The sequence below is a fragment of the Sphingobacterium sp. HJSM2_6 genome (assembly GCF_049316305.1).
Taxonomy (GTDB): Bacteria; Bacteroidota; Bacteroidia; order Sphingobacteriales; family Sphingobacteriaceae; genus Sphingobacterium.
In genome coordinates, this window is sequence record NZ_JBMOXB010000005.1 from 125,986 (window position 1) to 150,602 (window position 24,617).

The window sequence follows — 24,617 nt, forward strand, 5'->3', positions numbered from 1 at the left end:
TTTTGTTTGGTACTAAATTTCACATCAATTTTGTCGCTGTACATCTTGTCACAGCGAATGCCGAACTTTCGCAGGTGATGTTGGAGCATCACCTGTTTTTTTATATATTTTCTATGTACTCATCATCATTTCATTTAGGTTAATTAATCGTTAGGGTAATACCGTTAAAATCTTTTCATTATTTTTTTCCTCCAGGGAAAAATTCAACCCACTTCTTTTTAACAATTTTAAAACCTGTGACAAGGATTTGTCGCGGTCTACTTCACCAAAAAATGTGGTATTCGGAATATCCTTTTGATACCATACTTTAACATTGTACCACCTACTTATTTGCGCCATTGCTCGATACATGTCTGTATCTTTAAATTGAAATACGCCTTTCGTCCATGCAATAAATGGGTCTACCTGAACTTGGCTAAGGGTGGATTTTTCTCCTTGAATGTGAAGTTGTTGGTTAGGTTTTAAAAAGAATTCCTTGTTGCTACTCGTGTTTCGAATCTTCACTTGACCTTTAACGAGTGTTGTTTCAGTTACCCGCTCATCGGGGTAAGCATATACATTGAACGTAGTTCCTAAAACCGTAATTTTTTGGTTTTCGGACAGCACTTCAAAAGGTTCTTTACTTGATTTCACATCAAAAAATGCTTCTCCGCTTAATTTGACAGACCGATTAGCGCCAGAGAATCGTATAGGATAGGTAATGGAGGAAGAGGCATTTAATAGCACCTTTGTTCCATCGGCTAAAGTTACTTTATATTGTCCCGCAGCAGGTGTATGCAAAGTAATGGAATCAGATAAAGATGGTTGTTTACGGATTATATTTTTAATATTATCTGCGATCAGGCCGCCATCCACATAGTGTATGACTTCCTTGCTGATGATTTCATCTTGATGTTCATCTAAGGATATTTTAGATCCATCCTTAAACGTAAGCCAAGCTCTGTTGCCTCCAGGTTTAGCATCTGTTCCAAACTCAGAGTGCATAGGCTCTACAACTGCTGAATCGATTTTCGGTTTGTGGAAATAATATAAAAAGCCCAACATGACTAAAATTGCCGCGGCAGCACTGTAATAAAAAGGTAGTCGCTTGCGTAGAGTTACTGGTTTGATTTTAAGGTATAATTGATCTGCAACTCGATTTAGGTCTTGTTGAATCTGATCATCAGATTGCAAATTTTCATTGACTGGATCTAATAAGGAATGTGCAGCAAGCTCATTCCATTCCCGTTGATTTGCTTCGTTTTTTAATCGCTCTTGCAAATCTTGCCATTGCTGTTCCGTTAAATTACCGTCACGATATAATTTAAATAACTCTTGAATGTTGATCTTGTCTTTCAATCGATTGCCTTTTATATATAAAGACAACTGAAATCGATTGGAACTCTGCTCTGAACTAAAAAAAATTAAAAATTGGAAATAAAATATAGGAAAACATATCCAAAACACTCCGATTTTGAGATTCGATTTTTAATAAATCGAGTCGCTTTTACCATGTGATCACTGATCGTTGAAGATGATAAACCAAGAATCTGGGCTGCTTCATCATAGGATTTCCCTTCTACTTTACACAATAGATAGACGGATTTTCGCTTTGGAGGTAATTCCGCAATGGCTTGATCATATAACGATTGTATCTCATTCAGCATAATGTTCTCTTCCACATGGGAATATTGTGAAGGGTTGTGTTGAATAACACTAGTCAAATAATTTTCATTCAGACTAATGCGCTTAGAAAAATTGAATGCTAAATTTCTAGCTATGGTATTTAAGTAAGCGGGAAAAGACTTTTCGATGGTTATGGTTGATTTCTTATCCCAAATTTTTAAAAACACATCTTGAAGAAGTTCTTGTGCTACATCCCGATCTTTAACTAACTTAATTAAGTTAATATAAATGCGATTGGCGTATTTCTCATACAATTGCGTAAAGGCCTTTTCACTTCCCTGCTGTATTTGCATTAAAAGCATTTCATCATCCACATGGCCATCTGTATGCATAAGAATTTAAGTTGATTTACAAGGTTTGAATCAAATATAATAATATATCCCAAAATTAAAGCTGACCTAAACTTTCTGTAAAATAAAATTTCCATAGTCGATATTTTCGGAAAACTTATCCAATCCGCTCCCAATCCTTCTATCCTACCTAAAAGTTGCCGTTCTTAAAAAAATTAATGGTATGTGTTGGAATTTTTCTCTAATTATTATGATTTTTACAGTAAGGAAAATCATCCTACGGAATTACAAACGATTAAAATGCATAAGTACTACATCCCCTAGATTTTGAACAGCATGACAGAAAACTTAGCTTATCCTATTGGACACTTTAATCCTCCCAGCAGAATTGATCAAGCATTAATTGATCTATGGATTCAACAAATAGCTTCATTTCCAGGTAAACTAACCCAAGAGTTGCATGGCTTAAGTCCTACTGATCTGTTGCGAAAACATAGACCTGGAGGATGGACCATTCAACAATTAGTACATCATTGTGCTGATAGTCATATGAATAGTTTTATACGATTTAAATTAGCATTGACGGAGGAAAATCCCAGCATCAAACCTTATGAGGAACATCTTTGGGCAGAGTTAGCTGACGTTACCCAAATAGACATCGCAAGTTCGCTGTCTATTTTAACAGGTTTGCATCAACGTTGGGAACTATTATTGCGGAGTCTTGACACGGAGGAATTAGACCGCACATTTGTGCATCCTGCAACTCAAAAAATGATAAGCCTTAAAACGAATATAGGGATTTATGCCTGGCATGCTGAGCATCATCTTGCACACCTAAAAAACGCGAAATTGATGGAAATTTATTAAAGATATAGAGTGCCAATAATCGAAACGGAAAGGCTTATCCTCAGGGAGATTGTCCCTTCGGATGCTGCGGATTTATTTGAGTTGGATTCGGATCCGGAGGTACATCGCTATATAGAAAACAAACCTGTAAAAGCTATTGATGAAATCTATCCGGTTATCGAAATGCTCAGAAAACAGTATGAGGATTATGGAATAGCGCGTTGGGCTGTGGTTGATAAGCTTAGTAAAGAATGCTTAGGTTGCTGTGGCCTAAAATATTTTATTGGACCTTTAAATGGGCACCAAAACTTTGTTGAACTAGGCTATCGATTTAAACGAAAACATTGGCATAAAGGGTACGCTACGGAATCGGCTAAGGCTATCATGGAATATGCGCAGGAGCAATTACACTTAACCAAAATATATGCCATTACCGATCCTGAAAATGAATACTCAAAAAAGCTGTTGTATAACCTTGGATTTAAATTAATCAACAGGTTTGATTATGATGGAGCGTTAACAGATTGGTTTGCGTTTGAAAAATAAGTTTATAGTCCATCGTATCTTGCAATTTTACAAATTATCCTTTTCGTAATAGGTTCCTATTACCGCAAAGAATTCCTTTCCAACACTAAAATCCCTACAGCTTAAAATCACTTACTTGAACCGCTAAAAACAGTAGACTACCCGACGTATACTCGTTTGGATAGGGATTTTGAGCTAAAACTACCCACTAAACTACCTGCTTAAATCTGAATAAATAGTGTTTAAACAGATACTTTTGCCTCGTTGAATTATAGAAACATTAAAAAACTCTTTTACTATGAAAGTTAGCATTTTAGCCCTTGCAAGTTTAATTTTTACAGGCCTTATTAGTTCTTGTGGAGGCACGAAACTAGTAGAGACAGGTATATCTACTCAAACAACTCGCATCTCTAGTCAATTAAAAAGATCGGAATACACCATACTCAGTGGTAACACGGCATATACCGTAGAAAACAAAAAACAATATAAACGATATACTTTAGACCAATTAAAACAAGTTGCGTTAATGATGGCGGAAAAAGCTGCGATAGAAAAAGGAGCTGATGGGGTCATAAACCCAACTTATACTGTTGATCAAAAGAAGAAAAAATACACTGTTACTGCACGCGTGAAATCATTCAAAATTAAATCGGATGAAGAATATTTAGATATGGATTCACAAATCAAAGCAAACGGAAAAAATTAATATTCACCTAACCTATTATCTAGATGAAAGGGGTATGTTATATATCCCTTTTCTACTTGAATACCTGTATGGAAGGCACAAAAAAACTGGTACTTAGTCTCGTTCTGCTCACTTTATTCGTTCCATTTTCTTTCGGACAGTCGGTTGATTTAACTTTTTTGAATGACCTAAATCAAAAACCATTAGCAGAAATACAACATCAGATGGTTCAATCGGGTTTTCATTTAGTCGATGTAGCTAAAAATAAATCCAACAAAGCAGACTCCGTGATCTACAAAAACTCCGCAGCGCTGCTGGTCACCTATCAATTGAGAAAAAATGAGGAAGAAAATAGCGTGACATTAAATTACCAGGATTCTGAATCTTACCTTGCCTATAGCGAAGAATTAAATGGAGCGAACTACAAGCTATTACATACCGAAATAGTACAAGATAAAGGCATTCAAAGCTATTATATAGCCAAGCAGAATGGAAAAGTAATCAGCTTACTCGCTTCCTACTCGAATTCTACGAATGTTAAAAGTTCTCCCCTAATAATTCAGGAATATGCCATTCAAATCCTGTCTTTAAAAGATTCCAATCGATTGAGCCGAAAATGGAAAACTAAGTTCTAGCCTTGAGGAATTAGCCGGCTAACCTAAGATCGATTCCTCTTCTTTTAACGCTTCTCCAGGAACTTTTGCTCTTAATTCTATCCGATTACCAATACCCAAAATATCATAAATAGATTTTAAATGGTACTTCACCGTATTTTCGGAAATAAATAACTCTTCGCCTATTTCCTTATTGGTTTTGCCTTTTTTGACCAACAGGATTATTTCCAAATGTCGAGCACTTAAATTATACTCATTTAATGAAATAATGGTTGGTTTTTCATATTCTTTGGTGGGTAGGTGTTGAATCATCCGCCGAATAGCAATATTTTCACGTTCCACCAATTTTGCTTTTTGCTTATTCACTAAAACCAATCGAATCAATATGAAGATTAATATTAATAGTATGCCAACTATACCTATGATGTATTGGTTCTTCTTACGCTCATACGCTAATTCAATTTGTTTTCGCTCTTTATTGATTTGACTTTCTAATATATTGAGCTTCCCACTGATATTATTGGCATTATAGGCAGTTCGAAGTTCACTCACTTTATGTTGAGAGGTTAATGCATTTTTGTAATCCTCCTTACTCACATAATATTTCGTTAAGGACTCGTACATGATTATTTTATAAAGTTGAACTTGATATTGTTCGGCATATTTCAATCCCAATTCAAAGGATTCTATAGCTTTAATGGGCTTATTCATTTGGCCATATAGAATAATTTTTGCCTTATAAACGATCGGGAGGTGCTTAGGGTCTTCTTTTTTTAATAATTCAATCGCCTCGTCATATCGCTTTACAGCTTCTTCCAATTGATTTTCACGCATGGCCAGAATGCCCTGTATCGATATGAAAAATGCCCTTGTTTGTGCTGGAACTAAGTTTAAATCTTCGGCCTTAATTTGTTGGTAGAGAATCCTAAATTCTTCTTGCTGCTGATAATCAAAATAGATGAAAAGCTTTTCAATTTTTACACGGGCAGAAACCTCCTTTCTATGGGTTTCATCGCGAATACCCACTTCTTCCGCGTAATTTAAATTGTCTAAGGCTAGCGGGTAATTAAAAATACTTTTATAAACTAAAGACTTTTGCAGATAAAGCTGATAATGTAAGTAATAATTGTCTTTATTGGTATGTTCTAAACCATCTTGAATAGCAGTAATGGCATTTTCAAAATCATTTTTAGTAATCAAATTCTTGATTTCTTCAAGAAGCTTAGGGTTTGACTCGGCAAAGGAAAGTTGAAAAGAACCTAGACTTAGGAAAATAAAGGATATACAAGAAATATAAATCTTCAGCATGCTAATAATAAGTAGTTATGTGCTTATTCTTTTAAAGAGATAAGACCCTGTTAATAGTTGGAAATGCAAAGGTACATAAATTCTAAGGCTAGAATTTCTATTTCGAAGGAATAATTAGCACAAGAATAAAATATGCTTGTTTAGAAAAACCTGATTAACGATTAGTTAAAGCTAATTTTTAACACTTCAAAATAGGCTAAATATATAAAAATAATTTCTCCAAATATTATATTAATAATTTAATAGATATATATTATTGCAAATGGTAAAATAAAGTGTTATTTTTGCGCAACTATTAATCAGAACAATATTTTAATCACAAAAACTATAGTAAATATCTACGAAGTTATTCGGTATAATTTTCCAATGAAAAAGAAAAAAAAATATGTAGCTCCACAATTGGAGCTCATTATTGTAGCACTAGATCATGGCATTGCTGTTGGATCGGCTATAATTCGCACAACACGAGATGATCAACAAATCCTAGAGGAAATAGAAACTGAACATCAAGTAATTGATATAGATTGGTAATTTCAGAACGATCATCATGAAAATTAAATTAAATAACATACGCCCTATTCATACCCTGCTACCTTGGTTAGTAATCTTTCTATTGCTATCGTATTCCTGTAAAAAAATAAAGGTTGAAGGTTTAAAGGAAGGAGGTAAAGCACAATTAAGCATCAATTTCGCTGTATTTGAAGTTGAAAATGAGTTTGAAGGTAGCCAGAATCCCCAGGTTAGAAAGCCTCAAAAAGCAGCCTCAAAACCGCTTGGAATTATTGGGTTTTCTGAAAATAAAAATGTAGAAATAACCCTCAAAGAGCTTGACCCTATTTCAAATAAACAAACTAGGCCAGCTATAAAGAGCAACAAGAATAACAGAGCGGCCACAGAAAGAAAAAATTTGTCGGATGGCATAAAATATAAATTATTGGTCTACAAAAGTACGGGTGAATTGGCTGCTGAAAGAGAATACCTCCGTGGAGAAGAGGAAAAAACTCCAGTTTTGGCATTTGAAGAAAACAGTACGTATACCTTCCTGGTGTATTCAATAAACAGCCGAGATGAGCTGCCAAAATTGATCAATAAAGAGCAGTTAAAAAATGCTGAAATTGTTGATGTGAACAGCAGGCTTATGTATTTTAAAAAACAGTTGACCTTGAAAAGCGGTAATAATTACTTGGATATTATTTTGAAACATCAACTGGGAGAAATAAAGGTTAATCTATCAATTGACAATGGTACCACAGGCACATTTACCGAATTAAACAACGTGAGCATCAAACCCAATAAAACAAGCGCCAGTTTAAAACTAGCAACTGGGGTTATTTCATTTGCATCGGAAAATTCGAACGGTACTCCACTTAGTTTTCCCAATTTAGGAGCCAATGGCCTTAGATCGGTGAGTAGCACACAAACGTTAGTCATTAATCCAGAAACTAATACCGCTTCATTGACATTTGGAAAAATAACCATGGATGGTGACACAAAAGAAAACCTAACCATCCAAAACATCAAAATCAAACCGGGAGTTTTTTATGAATTAGATTTAAATTTTAAAACCTGTACGGTAACCACCAACTGGACGACTACTTATTCCTGGAGGTATGAGGAAAGAAGAGAAAATGGGGTGAAAGGAATAAATAAGGATGGTGTATATGTGCCGGATAATACTTTACTCGTGAAAGAAGTTATTGCGCCAGCAGCAGACTATGGTGTTGTATTTGATTTTATCGTATTGGACAATTCCTTTAATATGGAATTAAATGGGGTACTCTTGGCTAAGGATGAGCTTCAATTTCAAAAACACACCTATACACCACAAAACATTATGTTTGAAGATGGAAGTATGTATGAAGGTACCAATGTGGAAGGCGGGGCAAAAATAAACACGATTTCTTCCATGAGCGGAAGTAAGGATTTTCCGCTTATACGCCTTATCATAAGCCGACAAGGAGATGTGACCATCTTTGGCAGTAAAGTAAATAAAGGTAAATTATACCCATTGAAATTGTTTAATGGAAATACATTCAATAAATTCCCTTGGAATAAGGATAAAAATAACCTGATAAAATTCACTCAATTAGTGGAAGGTCGAACTTATATTGAAGCGACGGGTACGAGCGTAAATAAAGTTCCTTGTAAATAAATAGTATGGAATTATAAGCCAGTAAGAACCAAAATAGTTCATTTTAATGCGCTATCTTGGTTCTTAAACGGGCTAATTCTGAGGTTTTCTTTACTGTTTTTAGGGCAACAGCCCTAACATGCGGAGGGCTTACAGCGCTAACCCTTAGCTTAATTTATCTGTGCTTTCCATTATGGTAATCTTTCCGCTTTCATTGTCTAGCAGTGAAAACTGAATCCAAATAACCTTATCTTCCTTACGGATGATATAGGTGTGAATGTGATCTAGTCCATTGAAATCAATGGCATGCCCATAATCGAGTACTTCTTGTTTGCCTATACGCTCAATCTCGGAATAAGGTACTTCTACCCCATTTACTTCTACAGCTCCCAAATCCAATAACGCGTTATGAAAAGCTTTTTCAACGAATAAGGCACTAAACCTTGATTGATCGGTTGTCCTATTCTTTTCTATGGTTTGTTTGTAAGATTTACCTTCTATAGCTACTAACTTGCCATTAAATGCAAAAAACTCTCGATCTAAAGCTTTAATATCGTCTTTTTTTATGCTTCCCTTCCATGCCTGGCAATAGTCAAAGCAATAATCATCTGGTGGAGTTAAGTATGGAAATTCGCCTAAACTTACTTCACTGATAGGTATCTTTCTAAGATCAAAATCAGCGGTATCTTGAATAACCACTTGCTCAGTGGAATCACCCACAACTGTTTCTTCTGTTTGTTTAGCAGCATGGTTTCCACAAGCGGTGATTGCCAGCCCTATAAACAATGAAAAGACATATTGCTTTCCTTTAGTTAATTGTTTCATGATTAATTTATTTCCTCGTCTTCACTGAATTCTTCTTCATTTTCATCGCTCACATCCATTTGAGCCATGCCCCCCATCATAATCCCCATCAACTTCATGGCGTAGTTCATATCGGTTAACGTATATATAGGCTCTGATTTCTTCGGTATAAGCAAGCTGTCGTTCACTGGACTTTTATCTACAGCGGTCATTTCATAAACCATGGACGGTTCTGCTTTTGCATTCAAGTAGATATCGATTCGAAGAATTCCGTGATCTTCAGGCAGGTAATAGGGATGGGAAAAATTAATGCCTTTTGGTAATTCTTTACTGGTATATACTACCAGCTTATGCACCTGTACTGAAGGAATCCCCATCGAATTTGGAGTTTCTGGATCTAAGGATTTCGTGGTATAAGTGGAAATATTACAAGTATAACCGGCTACTTGTGCTGTTTTTGTGGAACGCTCTACATTAAACTTATCTACTGTGATGCGATTGGCTTCAGTGAATAATGCATCGTATCCTTCGGAAGGTTTGTATGCCCCGGTTACCGCATCGCTTGGTTTTATTAATGAGGCTGTATAAAGAAAGGCCTCATCGCTTTGTTCATTGTGATAATGCTGAATTTCATAACCTAATCCCTTGGTTTTCGCGTAGGTTATTTTGTTTTTGATGTGAATGCTTGCTTTGGGAGGCATCATAATCATGGCTATTCCCATCATTGGGTTTTCTTCCATCATAGCTCTTAATCGTGCAAAATCTGCTGGAGGAATCGCCTTAAATAAGGTTTGCATTTGCTCCTGAACATTTCCCTTGGAATAATCGATTTGTTCGGTAACTAAACTGAGGTCTACTCCCGCCATCGTAACTCGAGAAGTCAACGTTCCTTCAAAGCTTGACTGGGCAAATATCGGCGCAGTGCAGCATAGCATCGTCAGTAATGTAATTGCTCTTAATAGTTTCATCTGTGATTTGTATATGCTACAAATATATTGTTTTTGCTTTCAGCTACAAGAATGATGGGGTTTTAACTGTTTGCTGCTGTAGAATTGGCTATGAGCTTGGTTGTTGTAGGGTATTGTAAGTAAACGAAAATTGCTGCGGAAGTAAGTGTTATCAAATTGTACATATTCTTTTGTAGGTAGAGATGAATGGTATGTGGTGAATTATACTTTTTGAAGCTTTAGGGTATTTTAATGATTTATCATGTGGTCTCTCATTTCCTGATTGGATATGCTTATGTACTAATATTATTTTAATTGCTGAGGGTTTTATAGCTATAGAAAATATGATTTTCAGATTATTTGGGTCTATAATTTTTCCTTGTACAATACTTTGGAAATAAGTTCTACTTTTTAACATGCTGTGTCGAATAGAATTTCCTTTAAATCATGTAATAGCTATGTTTGATCTGTAATAAGGTTTACTAAAAGGCAGGAAAGGCTTATGAATTGGTATTATACTAAAAAAGCTCATCAATATTGCTAGAACATGAATTATTACAAATTGTGATATAATTCGGTAATGATTTTGAGTAAAGTTATTTTCAATTATTAAAGTTAGGTGTATATTCATGATGCTAATTCCGAAACGGAATGCTTTATAACCAATAGTAAATTAACCAAGATTAAAAATATTATTAATCTAAACTTTTATTTTTAAAACTTAATATTATGAAAAAGGCTAAACCTTTTTTAAGATGGGCTGGAGGAAAAAGGTGGTTACTTAGTGAAATTGACAAAATTATCAAACTTGATAACTTTGAAAACTATTATGAACCTTTTATTGGAGGAGGATCGATTTATTTCCATTTAAATCCTCAAAAAGCAACTATTTCTGATTCAAACATTGATCTTATCAATACTTATATACAAGTAAGGGATAATGTTCAAAACGTGATAAAAGCTTTATCACAATTTGAAAATACTGAAGAATTTTATTATAAAATCAGGAAACAAATATTTGATGACAAAATATATGAGGCTGCTAAATTCATTTATTTAAATCAAACCTCTTTTAATGGTATTTATAGGGTTAATAGCTTAGGTGAATATAATGTACCATATGGTCATAGAAAGAACTATGTTATTGATTTTCAAAATCTCTTATTGGCTAGTCAGAATTTAAGCGGTACGAATATTTTGGCTATAGATTTTAATGAAACTATCGATCAAATAAGAGAAAACGATTTAATATTTCTTGACCCCCCATATACCGTTGCTCATAATAAAAATGGTTTTATTCAATATAATCAAAAAATTTTTTCACTAGAGGATCAATTCAGGCTCAATTCTTATATAAATAATATTAAAGATGCTGGAGCATACTATATTATGACTAATGCAGCACATAAATCTATTAAAGAAATTTTCAATAATGGAGATTTTGTTTATGAGGTGGAACGTGTAAGTGTTGTTGGAGGAAAATTTGCTAAAAGAGATAAATATTCAGAGTTAATTCTAACTAATTTAAAATAATTATGGCATTTATAGATCATTTCAAAATAGCTGATATTAAAAAAAAGATGACTAATGATTTATCATATTTAGGGAAAATATATAATTCAAAAAAAAATGAATATCAAACACTAAGTATTGATCATAATTTGATAAAAGAATATGAAAAAGACGGGTGGGAAGTTTTTGGAAAACCATTAAAGACAAAGACAAAAGTTAGAAAATTAAAAATACATTCAAAAAAATTTGAGGATGATATTTGGTGTCAAATGTATGAACTAGGATATAGAGAATTAAATATTGACGAAAATTTACATATGTATTTTGACAATGATAATAAAAAGCAAATTGATGTGTTAGCAGTTAATGATGATACAGCTATTTTAATAGAGTGTAAGTCAAGTGAAAAACTTAAAAAATCTCAAAGTTTCAAAGATGACTTTGAATTATTAGGATTAAGGATTGATGGATTCAAAAAGACCCTCCAACAAGTTTATGGTAGATTTCTTAAAGTTAAGTATATTTTCGCAACACGTAATCTTAGGATTGAGTTGGATTCAGAAGATTTGAAGAGGTTACATAATACAAATTCTTTTCATTATAATAATAATACTTATAGATATATTAACGATTTAATTAAAAACTACAAGAATGTTGCATTTTATCAATTTCTTGGTCTTATTTTCAAAAATGAAATTATTTCAAAAGACCGAATAGAAATACCAGCTATTAAAGGGGATATGGGAAAAAAAACATATTATATGTTTTCCATTGAACCAGAATTATTATTGAAAATGGGTTTTATTCTACATAGAACTAAAGTGAATGAATCAGAATTCCCAACATACCAAAGGCTTCTTGTTCCAAAAAGATTACCAGGTATAACAAAATTTATTGATGAAGGAGGATATTTTCCAAATTCAATAATAATAAATTTCAATAGTAAAAAACATAAAATTCAATTTGAAGCAAGTTCAAAAATGAGCGATAGCAACTCATGTTTTGGGACTTTGAAAATTCCAAATAGTTATTCAATTGCTTACATAATTGATGGGCAGCATAGAGTTTATGGATATGCTAATTCTAAGTTTAAGAAAACAAACACTATTCCTGTTGTTGCATTTGAAAACTTAGATACAAGTGAACAACTAAAAATTTTCATGGATATTAACGAAAATCAAAAAGCCGTTAGTCCTAGTCTTAGATTAGACCTAGAGGAAGATTTGTATTGGAATTCGGAAAAAACAGATAAAAGAGTTAAAGCACTTCGATCAGCTATAATTAAAGAATTATCAAATAATTTAAGTAGTCCTTTATTTGAAAAAATATCTGTTGGTGAAGATAAATCAATATTAACTTTCCAACCATTTTCAAATGCTTTATCAGCATCTAATATATTGCCTAAAGCTAAAGGTAATAATTTCTCTGAAGAAGCTTATAAATACTCTTTATATAATATAACAAATCATGATCATAATGATGAAATGATTAAATGTAAAAAAAGAATTTTTAATTTAATTTCTAAATGCTATGAATTCGTTGAACAGAATTATCCCTTAATTTATAATGATGAAAAATCTTTTATTTTATCAAATAGAGGAACTTATCCATTTATACTTTTGATTGATAGTTTAAATAAATTTTTAATAGACGAAGGAGAAGTTAGTTTCTCAACGAATGAAATAGATAGGTTTAATAAATTAGTTCCTTATATAAAATCATTGCTTAATTATTTACAAAATGAAATTACCGAAGATGAAAAAACAAAATATCTTTCCTATTTAGGATCTGGTGTAGAAACAAAGTGGCTTAGATTTTTCCAAAGTATAGTTCATCAAAAAAACAATAAATTTTTTCCAACCGAGATGGTTAAATGGCTTGAAACTCAAGATGAAGAACTTCAAAATAGAGGAAGAAGTTTAGGAATAGCGATTGAAAAAAAAATGAAAAGTATAGTTTTATCTAAAATAAAAATTTTATACGGTGATAATTGGGAATTAGAAATTAATAGTATAAAAAGGGAGTGTCAAAATAGAGCCGAACAGGAAATGGAGAAATTTTATAAAGATGGTTTAGGTAAAAGAATTGTCGATTGGACAGAAATGTTTAATATAAATGATTATAAAACTATTATCGAAAAATATTGGAATAAAATACTGGATATTAAAATTGATTATTTTAGCACTTTCGAAAGAGATTTTTCAATAGATATAGGTGAGGGTATTGGAAGTAAACAAAAAGCTTTGAAATGGATTTCTTATTTCAATTCATATAGAAACTTGTGGGCACATGAAGGTACTAAGGAAAAACGCTTAAATAGAGATGAGGTGGATTTTATTGAAAAAATACATAAGCATTTTTATCAATAATTTGAAATAGACATAATTGAGATTAAATAACTTATTTCCAAAATTGAAATGGACAGATCTTTTGAACAATTATTAAACATATTTACACATATAGCAAGGGAAATTCAAATATATTTTTTAAGTGGATTTCTTGTTTTAACTAATATTTATTGTATTGATTATTTCTATTACGAATCATCTTTATATACACATATTATTAAAAGTAATTTAATTTTACCAGCAGCAATAATTACCTATATTATTTGACAATTATGTATGGCTATTTACTATGTATTATTCGGACTTACAAGATTTGAATAACACATAAATAAAAAACTAGATATTCTATGTAAAATAAATTCTAAAAGTATTCCTAATATTTATAATAATCTAAATGAGGTTTACTACCATTTTATTGAAAAGTAAGTTATTTTGGTTATGATGAGGACTACACTTACATAAGCATTTTTATTGATGAAAATTATAAACATAAGTTATTTGTTCAAAGGTTGCAAATGGCAAATTTGTTTATTAACATGGATAACTACTATATCATTTATATTAATGTACATATTAACTGCAAAAACAGAATATGATTATTCTAAGAGAATTGATTTTATGAAAAAAATTAAGTTTCGAAACCTACCAATAATAGGATTCATAACAAAATTAAATCTATTATTTATGCTAAAATAATCTTTCACTTATAAACTTTAACAGACTTATAATTAAACAATTAAATGTCAATATTTTTCTTAGTATTAAACCTTAACAGTTACTTTAATTTTAGTCATATTGACTACATCATGTAAACTGGCATCCATTTTTAAGATAACTAATTATGCGGCACGATAATCTTAGCTGCATAAGGATTTAAAAGATTGAACTATGATTTTCAGATCATTTGGGTCTATGATTTTTCCTTGTACAAAACTTGGGATATATATGTTAATTTTTAACATGCTGTGTCGTTAAGAATTTTCTCAAAATCATGTAATAGCTATGATTGATCTGTAATAAGGTTTACTAAAAGGCAGAAAAGGCTTATGAATTGGTATTATACTAAAAAAGCTCATCAAATGATGAGCTTTTTTGTAGTAGCGGGGAGCAGGATCGAACTGCCGACCTCAGGGTTATGAATCCTGCGCTCTAACCATCTGAGCTACCCCGCCGTTTTTCGGTATGCAAAGATAGCAATAAGGAATAATTATCAAAGAAAAATTGAATAAAAAAATGCTATTAAAAACGATATAATCTAAGAAAAACATGCAAACGATTTATTTTCAAACGGATACCATGAAGCGATAAAAAATGCTTGGAAAGAATAAGCACTAAAGAATTCAATTGGCATACTTGTTGAAAACGCTAGAACTGTTAAAAAAAAGATTTATGCATTTTTTTTAATCACGGAATAATTCATTATAATTACAAAAACTAGTATGGTAAACATACGAGATAGATTACTAACAATAATTTTAAACGATCCACTTAGGTATAGCATATGTCGGAAAAAACTAAATTGAACCTAGAATATGTATTAAACTCATCCCCACGCATATTATTTCCTTATTTACAGGAGCCAAACGAATTAGCGCAATGGTTTGCTGATGACGTAAATTATCATGATGGGATATATGAATTTTTATGGGATAACGAATCTCACCGTGCGAGATTGGTATCTGTTAAAGAGAACAAGAGTGTGAAATTTAAATGGTTGGATGACGAACCTTATTATTTTGAAATTGAGATTGTCCAAGACGAATTAACAAATGATGTAGCATTAGCGATCACCGATTATGCTAAAGAAGAACAATTGGAAGATCGTAAGCAAATTTGGAATAATTCTATAGGGTATTTGCAACGGGTTATCGGCGCATAATATTCATATCCTATTCCCTGGTTTTGGATCTTCTATTTAATACCAGGGAATTTAACGTCCATTCTTATGGAATTTAAAAATTCCGTAAAAAACCCATACAGATTAACTTTTTCTAACATTTAGTACATCACAAAAAATGTATCTTTGTGTACTAAACCTAAGCATGTGCGTATAGCAAGCATGTATTGGGTTGTTGTAGTAATTACATGAAAAAGATAAATTTACTCATATTACAAGCATTCATTAAACCATTTCTCGTGACATTTTTTATTGTCATGTTTGTTTTACTGATGCTTTTTCTATTTAAATACATTGATGACCTAATAGGTAAAGGATTTCAATGGTATGTGATTTTAGAATTATTGAGTTACCAATGTGCGGTACAATTGAGCATGGCTTTACCCCTATCGATGTTATTATCTTCGATTATGACCTTCGGAAATTTGGGTGAAAGTTATGAATTAGTTGCTATTAAAGCGGCTGGTGTTTCGCTTCGAAAAGCAATGACACCGCTATTCGTTGTGGTTGGATTGTTTAGCGCAGGATCTTTTTTCTTTTCCGATTATATCTTACCGATAGTCAATTTAAAAATGGGCTCCCTATTGTACGATGTACGTAAGAAAAAAGCAGATTTCTTTATCAAACCAGGGGTTTTCAACAATACCATTCCCGGCTATTCTATTCGTGCAAAATCAAAAAGTGAAGATGGAACGACCTTATATGATATGATGATTTATCAGCATTCTGAAGGAGGAGCCTCGTATAACGTTATTTTTGCTAAGGAAGGATACATTCAAAATTCAGAAGATAATAACTACATGGTCTTGGAAATGAAGGACGGAGTGCGTTATGAGGATTCAAGAGTAAAGAATGCTAAGCGTTATGACCCTAGGCAACAATTTACACGATTTAGGTTTAAGGAAACGACTCAAAAGTTTGATATGGGTAGTTTTGCGATGAATCGGACGGATCAGGATTTATTCAAGACCCACCATCAGATGTTAAATTTAAAACAGCTGAAATTTTATTCGGATTCTAATCTTGTCCATATGGACAGCCTCGAAAAAATATACAGCGTGGAGTCTATGCGCTATGTTAATTTCTACAGTAAATATTACCAAGAAGGGAAGCCAAAAGAATCCAAGAGCGGAATAACCTTAGCCGAATTAAACCAATCGGATCTTAAACGTACGGCCTTGAATAATGCCCTTAATCAGTCAAGACAATTGAAGGATTTGGCGACGAATAGAAATCAAGATTTTACGCCCTATTACGAAAAGGATATACGATATGACATCGAATGGCATCGAAAATTCACCTTGGCATTCTCCTGTTTATTACTGTTCGGATTGGGAGCTCCATTAGGTGCGATTATTCGAAAAGGAGGACTGGGACTACCGGTAGTGATGGCGATTATCTTTTTCTTAATATACCATGTCATAGCGACATTAGCGGAGAAAGCGGCGAAAGATGCAAGTTTAGCGCCTATATGGGGCATGTGGATGGCCATTATTGTTCTCACGCCATTGGCAATATTTTTAACATATAAATCAACATCAGATTCAGCATTATTTGATGTAGACCAATATAAAATTAAAGCGGAAGCGATTTGGAAAAAAGTAGTCAGCTTGTTTAAAAAGCCAAAGTCTGAAGCTGTAACCAGCACTGATCCGACTTCATAAAACGACATCCATTTTTATCATAAAATGAAAAGAGCCGCTTCAATAACATTGTCGCGGCTCTTATATATAAAAGTTAATTTGGTTTTATTAAATGCTAAAATTAGTTTGCCCCACGCATCCTTTTTTGCTCGTCATTTTCTGGATGTGCTTTGGGTTTAGCTTTTAAATCTGCGCCTATTTTCCAAGTAGCAGAAATGAGCAACACCCTCGAATCTAAATTAAAGTTTTGCTGCATGCGCACCCCTGCACTTCTGGATGTTGTAGAATAGCTCATGGTTTTAAACATGTCATTTACTGAAAGTTTTAAAGCGATTTTATCATTCCATACCTGCTTCATCAATCCTGCAGATACATTGCCAAACGATTTCCTTTTAAATACGCCATCAGTTTCAGGAGAAACATATTGAGCATTCAATTCTGCGGAATATCCTGCTCCAATTTTGAATGTATTATTAGACTGTAGGGTGTATGACCACTGCCTTTGATCGATACGTTCTTCCTTAAATTGTCCGAAATAATAATTTTCAAAGAGCACTGCATTATTAATGCTGGTCCAAAACTTCGTAATGGGATAAGCATGGTTGATGTTTACTCCTTTGTTTCTAAATCCGCTGATATTCGCAACAGACCGTATGGTGGTGTTCCGATCGGGTATTTGAGTCAAGACATTCGTCATCACATCGTTTACATCGGTGTAGAACATGGATACATGCAAGTTTTTACCAAAACTGTAATTCAATTCAAAAGCGTTTGCCAATTCAGGCTGTAAGGATGGATTGCCTTCATAAAACACAAAGGCATCTACATAATACCGAAAAGGATTTAAATCTTCATAATCTGGCCTATTTATGCGACGACCAAAAGAGAATTGCAGGTTGTTTTTATCATTAAATTTATGACTCAAGGATGCATTGGGAAACCAATTGGTATAATTCCGTGTAAATTTTTCTTGGGTTGTTAATTGATTACCGACTGCCTTGGTGTGCTCTGCACGTAAACCTAGTACCATATTCCATTTTCCTTTTTCGAATCGGTAATTTGCATAACCGGCATGTATTTGTTCTTGATACTTAAAATGATTGCTATTGCCTAGATCATGCACCCATTGCTGACTTTTGAGCGAGTCATTTATGGAATTATTATCAGCCTCGATGGAACTACTTTTCCACCCAAGCTCGAACAAATGGCCTTCCGCAACTGGTTTGCTATAATCAATTTTACCAATATAAAGCTTACTCACCGAAGGACTTAGGTTTCTTTTTGTCGAGGTGAAAGCGTCTTGAACAGCCGTTTTTTGGAAGTCGGAGATTAATAATTGATGGGCATCGTAATCCGCATACATGTAATCAAAATCTGCTCGAAGTTCATCTCCCTCATGGGAGAAGGTTTGCTTGAAATTTAAATTTAGATTATGCGTGTTCCACTGTGAGCGGATGGCATTATTGGTCAAGGTATTCGAAAGCAACTGTTCATCTGTATAAAGAATATTATTATAGCCCTGATTGAAATTCTTATAGGATCCAAAATCAGCAGACCACATGATCCCAATGTTCGTCCGTTCTGTAGGTAAAAAATCTAACGCAAATTTGGCACTATTAGTTTCTAATGGTTCGGAAGTCAGGGAATACTGTTTAGACATGCGGGCAAATTGTTCTTGAGGTCTTTTCTCAAAAAACCTATCGAAATATCGATATTCTTCCTCTCCGCGATAGGCTTTATTAAAACTCCCCATAACACTCCATCGGTTTAAAGTTGCATTCATTTGGAATGCTAAACCATAACGTTCTTTCCTACCTCCACCGCCAAACAAGTTTAGGCTTCCATTTAATCCAGTTGTTAAATCCCTTTTCATCACAATATTGATTAGTCCACCCATACCTTGCGCATCATATTTGGAGGAAGGATTTGTGATGAGTTCTACCCGCTGAATAGTGGATGAGGAGGTGCCTTTTAAGAGGGTCGCTAATTCGCTATTGGATAAATACGAAAGTTTGCCATTGATCAATACACCTACATCCGACTTCCCACGCATTTGTATATTACCATCATCATCTACTTTGACACCTGGTGCTCTTTGTAATATCTCTAAGGCATTCATTCCGTCTGCTAGTATACTGCTCGCGACATTGAGGATCATGCGATCAGATTTCTGTTCAATTAGGCGCTTTTCTCCTTTGATCAAAATCGCTTCAATAAATTGCTCGTCGGCCTTTAATAGAATTTTATTTAACTGTAGGTTTTGATCATTGATGTTTATCTCTGATTGGATCAGCTCTTCATAACCTAAACAAGATATTTTCAAATTATATTTTCCATTCGGAACTTGAAAAACAAAGAAACCCTGTTCATCACTTACAACCGTCCATGATTTTTGACTGATGGTATGATTCAAAGTGACCGTAGCATTGCTGATCTGCCGTCCTGTGGAATCAACAAGTTGCCCCTGCAATGCGTGTTGACCATAAACAGTGCTCATAGAAAAAAGGAATATGAGGGAAATAAAATAAGTAAGCTGCATATATATAGATTTGATTTCGTTTTAAAATGGCCTGAAAAAACAGGCTATGTTTGAGGTTTTGGGATCTTTTTCTTTTTTCGTGTTCGCCCCCACCAGATTAAAAATCCTGTTATGGGTAAGGAAGTTGCAATTAGCCCTGCTAAGAAAGTGGAGAATTTTCCAAACTGACCCCACCATTGACCCATATGTAATTGCCAAATGCTGTTCTCTACTTGCTCGTGAATAATATAGGGCTTCTCTACAGCGAGCTCTTGTCCAGTATATTTATCAAATACCATGACCGCTAAATTTTCAGTGCTTTTCAATCCTGCAACACCCAAATTAAAAACATATGCTCCTGTTTTATTTTCCCTAGGCACCCATATACTAGCATTAGGTTGATTAGGATGCTTTTTCAAAGCTTTAAATGCCAATTGAGCAAAATCTAAAGATGGAGCTCCTTCAATCGCTTTGGGTAAAATAGTCTCTAGATGATCTGCTGAGCCACCAAAAGTTTTACTAATAGCTTCACTCAGGGAGTGGAAAAAGATGAATACGCCAGTAAGACTCAGGATGAAACACAACAAAAGGGCGTAAAAGCCATATACATTGTGCAAATCATAATTTAGCCTTTTGAATTTAGCCTTCCATTTTACCGTAAAACTGTCTTGTCGGGTTTTCTTAGTCCATCTTTTCGGCCACCAAAGTACTAAGCCTGTAATACAACTCACTAAAAAGATCACCGTAGACAGCAACACAATCCATCCTCCAATCTTACCTGCCAAGAGGTGCGAATGGATATGAGCCATCACGAAAAAGAAATGTATGGTATAGTCTACGTCCAAAATTTCAGCTGTATAGGGATTAACATAAATGAGATTAAGTTTTCCAGTACCCTTATGGAAAGCACGTACCCTAACACTGCGCTGCTCTTCTTGAAAAAATACCATTTCGGAAACTTGAAATGCGGAATCTCTATCTTTAATAGAATTGAGGATGGCATCTGCAGTTACAGGTTTGGCATCCGGAGGTAGGCTTACATATTTTGATGGTCCAGCGGTAAAATTCATGATTTCATCGCAGTAAACTATGATTGTTCCTGAAAGGCAAACGATGATCACAATGATTCCTGAAATAATACTAGGCCAAAGATGTAACCATGCATTTAGACGTAAAAGCCAATTGCTTTTCTTCTTTTTCGCCGGGGCCGATGCTTCCGCTTTTTTAGGTTTTGTTCGTAGAGCAAATGCTGTCATAATAATACCGTAAATTAATTTGCCAAGGGAACGAGTCCCTCAGCAAATTGAAAGAGAGATATGCATTAGAATTTAAAGGATAGATTGGCTAAGAACTCAAATGGTTTTTGAGGCCTTGCAAATACATCCCAATATTTTTTATTCGTGAAATTGTTGAGTTTAATTCCTACACGATATTTGGGCTGGTCATAAAATAAAGTCGCATTGAAAATGGTAGCGGATGGAACGATAAAATCATCTTGCATGTTCATAAGCACTTGGTCAACGTAGTTCATTCCAACACCAGCACCGAATCCTTTTAATTTATTAGTTAAGAATTTATAGGATGTCCAAACATTAGCGACATGTTTAGGAGTCCATGCTTCTCGCAAACCAACCAAGCCATCGGCAGCCATGATATATTCATTTTCGTTAAATCCATAGCCTAATATCACATTCCATCCTTTTAATGGATTGGCGATCAAGTCTATTTCAAAACCCTTACTATTAAATTTACCATCTTGAGCATTTACCGCATCTGCAATTTGTCTTACTTTGTCATGCACAGTAATGGTATAATAACTGATATTTGAATTAATAAGCCCATTCATTAATTCGAATTTTGCTCCAGCTTCAAATTGATAGGCTTGTTCTGGTTTCCAATTGGTCAATACTGGTGTAGATTGTAAATCACTAGGATTTGATAACCCCATAGATGCCGCATTGTTCGTAAAACTATTCATGTAGTTGGCAAAAATGGAAACCTGGTCTTTGATCGGTTGGTAGACTATACCAATTTTAGGTGAAATATTCGCTTGATTATAACCTTTCTTTTCAGTGTAGGATGCTGCAACCGCACGTTGCTCTACTTTTCCTTGTTCATCACGAACTTCCGGTTGACCAGGGCTATATGAAGTGATGGTACCTTGATAAAATTTATTTAACCGAGCACTCAGCATCAAAAATAAACGGTCTGATATGTTCGTCACATTGGAAATATAACCACTGATCACATGATATTTACTATTATCAATCCCGTCTCCGAAACTTCTTTTTTCCCTGGAATTATTGACTTCTGTTCGTGTGAGTGGCTTCCAAATAGGATCATTCACATTGACTGTATCTAGAATGGCGAAGTATGGAACTAAATAAAGGTTTTTACTGGTAAATAAGGTCGCATCTGCTCCTATTAATACTTGATTTTTTACAGCACCTATTTGATATGAACCATTAAAATTTTGTTGTATTACAGAATAGTTTAAATTGAAATCGTCAAATATTCGATACCTACGCTCTATGCGTTGATCATCAACAATCATAGGCACCATGAAAATAGATCCTTTATCTCCACTGTTATTGTATAAATAAGAAGTTCTTGAAGTCCAAGAGTCCGAAATCTGATGTTCTATTTCTGCGCCAATATTTATGTTCGTTCGGTTGGTGGCCACATCATTTGATGTATAGGAGCGATCAAAAGGTGCTTTAAAATCTTTCATATTCGAAACCGTCAACTTATTGGTATTTCGAATAAAGGCAACTAAGGGTTTGGTGGTATTGTATACATCGGCATCAAAGCGAACGGTAGTTTTTTCACCTGCTTTAAATTGCAGGCTTGTAGCAAACGCTATAGCGGTATTCTTGCCTTCGTTCTGAAATCCATCATGATTCATTCCAAGGATATTAAAACGACCAAGTGCTGTCCTGTCTTTATTTAAAGGGGCATTGATATCAGCCGTCAATCGGTTCATCCCAAAACTACCAGTCAAGTAACTTATTTCCCCTCGAAATGACTCAAAGGGTCTTTTGGTGACATTATTAATAATGCCGCCATAAGAAGTTACCTGTGCGCCAAAAAGTGTCGCAGAAGGGCCTTTTAAAATCTCAACCTTATCTAAATTAAATATTTCAGACACCGCACGAGAGTTAATTGGTAAACCATTTCTAACCATATTGGAATTTCCGTTGCCACTATTGGAAAATCCTCGTAAATAAACCCCATTACCATTATCATTCACCCCAGTGGATACCACTGCACCTGGTACTTGGCTGAGTGCTGAATTATAATCCGTTGCAGCTAATTCCATCATTAAATCCTTGCTAATTACACTATAGGCCTGCGGATTTCTAAGATTGGATAGTGGCATTCTTGCCACATCATCGGTTTCTTTTTTTGCAAATTTATTTCGCTGAATATCCGAAACGATGACTTCCCGTAATTGCGTAGAATTGGATTGAACGATGATTCTTTCCAGAATCAAGCCTTGCCCGGCTTTTAATTTGATAGGCTTTTGGTAGACAGCATAATTTGCGTAGGTCACTTCTAATCGGTAATCCCCTTGTGGGACTTGCATGGAAAAAGTTCCATCCTCTGTTACAGAACAATTATATTTTGTTCCTTTTAATCGAATGGAAGCATACGATAATGGTTTTCCATCTATTGTATAAATCTCTCCTTTTATCGTTGCGTTTGCTTGTGCAAAGACTGAAATTGGCAACAAAACTGTTAAACAGATGAGTGAGGATACTATGTATGTATAAATTTTAATCATAAAAATTATTTAGATTGATTTTAAATAACATGGCAAAAGTATTATTTTTGATAGGCTAAGAATAACAGATAAAGGATAAACTGTAACATATGAGGGATAAAATACCTTGCTTGACACTTAAAGAAATTTACGGAAGTGACTATTTACAAGATTTACTAAAGAATAAAGACTCCGAAGTTTTAACCAGTGGATTTCATAAAAAAAACATCAACAATCCCTACCTAGATGGTTATTTGATCTCTGCAAACTTAAATGATATTAGGCTAACTTATCAGGAATGGAAGATTACAAGCCCTTTTAAGATTAGGGTGGATCATCATACCCCCTTAATTAAACTACAGTTTGAATTATTAGGTCAATCGGCTTATGAAGGGGATGATCATCAACAAATTATTATCCCTAGTAATCATTACCAATTTATCTATAATCTAACCACACACGGATTTCTGAATTACTCTACGCATAGGAAGGTGCTGGACATCCATCTACCCTATAGCTATCTAGAAGAATTATTAGGTTCTCAAGGTTTTTCAAAACTGGGAGTTAAAGCGTTAATCAATAAGACAAACATGACACTTTTCAAATCCCCGCTTATCATTTCTACAGATCAAGAACTACTAATTGATCAACTGACCTCCCATAATTATAAAGCTGATTTTGCGTATGATTTCTTAAGATGCAAGGCAAACGAATTGATATTATCCGCTTTTGTAGGTGCAAACAATGCTTTACATCAAAGCCCTTGGAGCAATCAAGATATCGCCATACTGAATGCTGTGCGAGATTACCTCAAAAATAATTACCAGCAGGATTTTCACCTTCAAGATTTGGCTAAAATGTTTGGAATAAATGAATACAAATTAAAGAATGGATTTAAGGCGCTGTTCTCCGATACGGTTTTTGGATATATCCGTAAAATGAGATTGACTGTGGCCCATCAAATGTTGTTAGAAACACCATTAGAAATCAAAGAAATAGCATACCTCACTGGATTTAAGTATTCTCACCATTTTACAAAAGTATATTTTGATCACTTCAACAAATTACCGAAAGAAAGCCGGAAGCCAATTAAACTTAAATAAAGCATTTTCCTTTTCCTT

General features: G+C 34.0%; 19 protein-coding genes and 1 tRNA gene. 11 read left to right on the forward strand and 9 right to left on the reverse strand.

All coding sequences use genetic code 11. From position 1 onward, the window contains the following. Nucleotides 1-150 precede the first annotated feature (150 nt). Complete coding sequence (locus ACFRAE_RS06405; RefSeq protein ID WP_422796301.1) at nt 151-1,365, reverse strand: FecR family protein; 1,215 nt, start codon at nt 1,363-1,365, stop codon at nt 151-153. A 38-nt stretch (nt 1,366-1,403) separates the two neighbouring features. Further along, complete coding sequence (locus ACFRAE_RS06410; RefSeq protein ID WP_422796302.1) at nt 1,404-1,997, reverse strand: RNA polymerase sigma factor; 594 nt, start codon at nt 1,995-1,997, stop codon at nt 1,404-1,406. 294 nt (nt 1,998-2,291) lie between these two features. Here ACFRAE_RS06410 and ACFRAE_RS06415 point away from each other — a divergent pair, with 294 nt between their 5' ends. From ACFRAE_RS06415 to ACFRAE_RS06430, 4 genes are all read left to right on the forward strand, one after another. After that, complete coding sequence (locus ACFRAE_RS06415; protein WP_422796303.1) at nt 2,292-2,822, forward strand: YfiT family bacillithiol transferase; 531 nt, start codon at nt 2,292-2,294, stop codon at nt 2,820-2,822. Nucleotides 2,823-2,831: 9 nt separating this feature from the next. Then, on the forward strand, nt 2,832-3,347 hold the full coding sequence (locus tag ACFRAE_RS06420; protein WP_422796304.1) for a GNAT family N-acetyltransferase: 516 nt from the start codon (nt 2,832-2,834) through the stop codon (nt 3,345-3,347). 277 nt (nt 3,348-3,624) lie between these two features. Next, nucleotides 3,625-4,032, forward strand: a complete 408-nt coding sequence (locus ACFRAE_RS06425; RefSeq protein WP_422796305.1) for a hypothetical protein — start codon at nt 3,625-3,627, stop codon at nt 4,030-4,032. Nucleotides 4,033-4,100: 68 nt separating this feature from the next. Continuing rightward, nucleotides 4,101-4,646 carry a hypothetical protein gene (locus ACFRAE_RS06430; protein WP_422796306.1) on the forward strand — a complete coding sequence of 182 codons (546 nt, stop codon included), beginning with the start codon at nt 4,101-4,103 and terminating at the stop codon, nt 4,644-4,646. 18 nt (nt 4,647-4,664) lie between these two features. On the opposite strand, the gene ACFRAE_RS06435 is transcribed toward ACFRAE_RS06430, so the two are convergent. Further along, nucleotides 4,665-5,933 (reverse strand): response regulator transcription factor, encoded by a 1,269-nt coding sequence (locus tag ACFRAE_RS06435; protein WP_422796307.1) that lies wholly within the window; start codon nt 5,931-5,933, stop codon nt 4,665-4,667. A gap of 366 nt (nt 5,934-6,299) precedes the next feature. On the opposite strand from ACFRAE_RS06435, the gene ACFRAE_RS06440 reads away from it, so the two are divergent. Then, nucleotides 6,300-6,464 carry a hypothetical protein gene (locus tag ACFRAE_RS06440; protein WP_422796308.1) on the forward strand — a complete coding sequence of 55 codons (165 nt, stop codon included), beginning with the start codon at nt 6,300-6,302 and terminating at the stop codon, nt 6,462-6,464. Between the two features lie 16 nt (nt 6,465-6,480). Continuing rightward, nucleotides 6,481-8,085 carry a fimbrillin family protein gene (locus ACFRAE_RS06445; protein ID WP_422796309.1) on the forward strand — a complete coding sequence of 535 codons (1,605 nt, stop codon included), beginning with the start codon at nt 6,481-6,483 and terminating at the stop codon, nt 8,083-8,085. A 144-nt stretch (nt 8,086-8,229) separates the two neighbouring features. Here ACFRAE_RS06445 and ACFRAE_RS06450 read toward each other — a convergent pair whose 3' ends face one another. Next, nucleotides 8,230-8,889: a hypothetical protein gene (locus tag ACFRAE_RS06450; protein WP_422796310.1), complete on the reverse strand. Its 660-nt coding sequence runs from the start codon at nt 8,887-8,889 to the stop codon at nt 8,230-8,232. 2 nt (nt 8,890-8,891) lie between these two features. Further along, nucleotides 8,892-9,836, reverse strand: coding sequence for a hypothetical protein (locus tag ACFRAE_RS06455; RefSeq protein WP_422796311.1), 945 nt, complete (start codon nt 9,834-9,836; stop codon nt 8,892-8,894). 708 nt (nt 9,837-10,544) lie between these two features. On the opposite strand from ACFRAE_RS06455, the gene ACFRAE_RS06460 reads away from it, so the two are divergent. Beyond that, nucleotides 10,545-11,348: a DNA adenine methylase gene (locus ACFRAE_RS06460; protein WP_422796312.1), complete on the forward strand. Its 804-nt coding sequence runs from the start codon at nt 10,545-10,547 to the stop codon at nt 11,346-11,348. A 2-nt stretch (nt 11,349-11,350) separates the two neighbouring features. Beyond that, the gene (locus tag ACFRAE_RS06465) at nt 11,351-13,696 is read left to right on the forward strand and encodes a DGQHR domain-containing protein (protein ID WP_422796313.1); all 2,346 of its coding nucleotides are present in this window, start codon (nt 11,351-11,353) and stop codon (nt 13,694-13,696) included. A gap of 1,077 nt (nt 13,697-14,773) precedes the next feature. Here the strand turns inward: ACFRAE_RS06465 and ACFRAE_RS06470 are convergent. Further along, nucleotides 14,774-14,847: transfer RNA gene (locus tag ACFRAE_RS06470), tRNA-Met, on the reverse strand. Nucleotides 14,848-15,176: 329 nt separating this feature from the next. On the opposite strand from ACFRAE_RS06470, the gene ACFRAE_RS06475 reads away from it, so the two are divergent. Both ACFRAE_RS06475 and ACFRAE_RS06480 read left to right on the forward strand, forming a co-directional pair. Next, a complete protein-coding gene (locus ACFRAE_RS06475) occupies nt 15,177-15,554 on the forward strand; it encodes an START-like domain-containing protein (RefSeq protein ID WP_422796314.1) in 378 nt (125 codons plus the stop codon). 206 nt (nt 15,555-15,760) lie between these two features. Next, complete coding sequence (locus tag ACFRAE_RS06480) at nt 15,761-17,236, forward strand: LptF/LptG family permease (RefSeq protein ID WP_422796315.1); 1,476 nt, start codon at nt 15,761-15,763, stop codon at nt 17,234-17,236. A 100-nt stretch (nt 17,237-17,336) separates the two neighbouring features. Here the strand turns inward: ACFRAE_RS06480 and ACFRAE_RS06485 are convergent, their stop codons facing one another. From ACFRAE_RS06485 to ACFRAE_RS06495, 3 genes are all read right to left on the reverse strand, one after another. After that, nucleotides 17,337-19,712 carry a TonB-dependent receptor domain-containing protein gene (locus ACFRAE_RS06485; protein ID WP_422796316.1) on the reverse strand — a complete coding sequence of 792 codons (2,376 nt, stop codon included), beginning with the start codon at nt 19,710-19,712 and terminating at the stop codon, nt 17,337-17,339. A gap of 86 nt (nt 19,713-19,798) precedes the next feature. Next, nucleotides 19,799-20,989, reverse strand: a complete 1,191-nt coding sequence (locus ACFRAE_RS06490) for a PepSY-associated TM helix domain-containing protein (protein ID WP_422796317.1) — start codon at nt 20,987-20,989, stop codon at nt 19,799-19,801. 65 nt (nt 20,990-21,054) lie between these two features. Continuing rightward, nucleotides 21,055-23,517 (reverse strand): TonB-dependent receptor domain-containing protein, encoded by a 2,463-nt coding sequence (locus tag ACFRAE_RS06495; RefSeq protein ID WP_422796318.1) that lies wholly within the window; start codon nt 23,515-23,517, stop codon nt 21,055-21,057. 89 nt (nt 23,518-23,606) lie between these two features. Here ACFRAE_RS06495 and ACFRAE_RS06500 point away from each other — a divergent pair, with 89 nt between their 5' ends. After that, on the forward strand, nt 23,607-24,599 hold the full coding sequence (locus tag ACFRAE_RS06500; protein ID WP_422796319.1) for a helix-turn-helix transcriptional regulator: 993 nt from the start codon (nt 23,607-23,609) through the stop codon (nt 24,597-24,599). Nucleotides 24,600-24,617 lie beyond the last annotated feature (18 nt).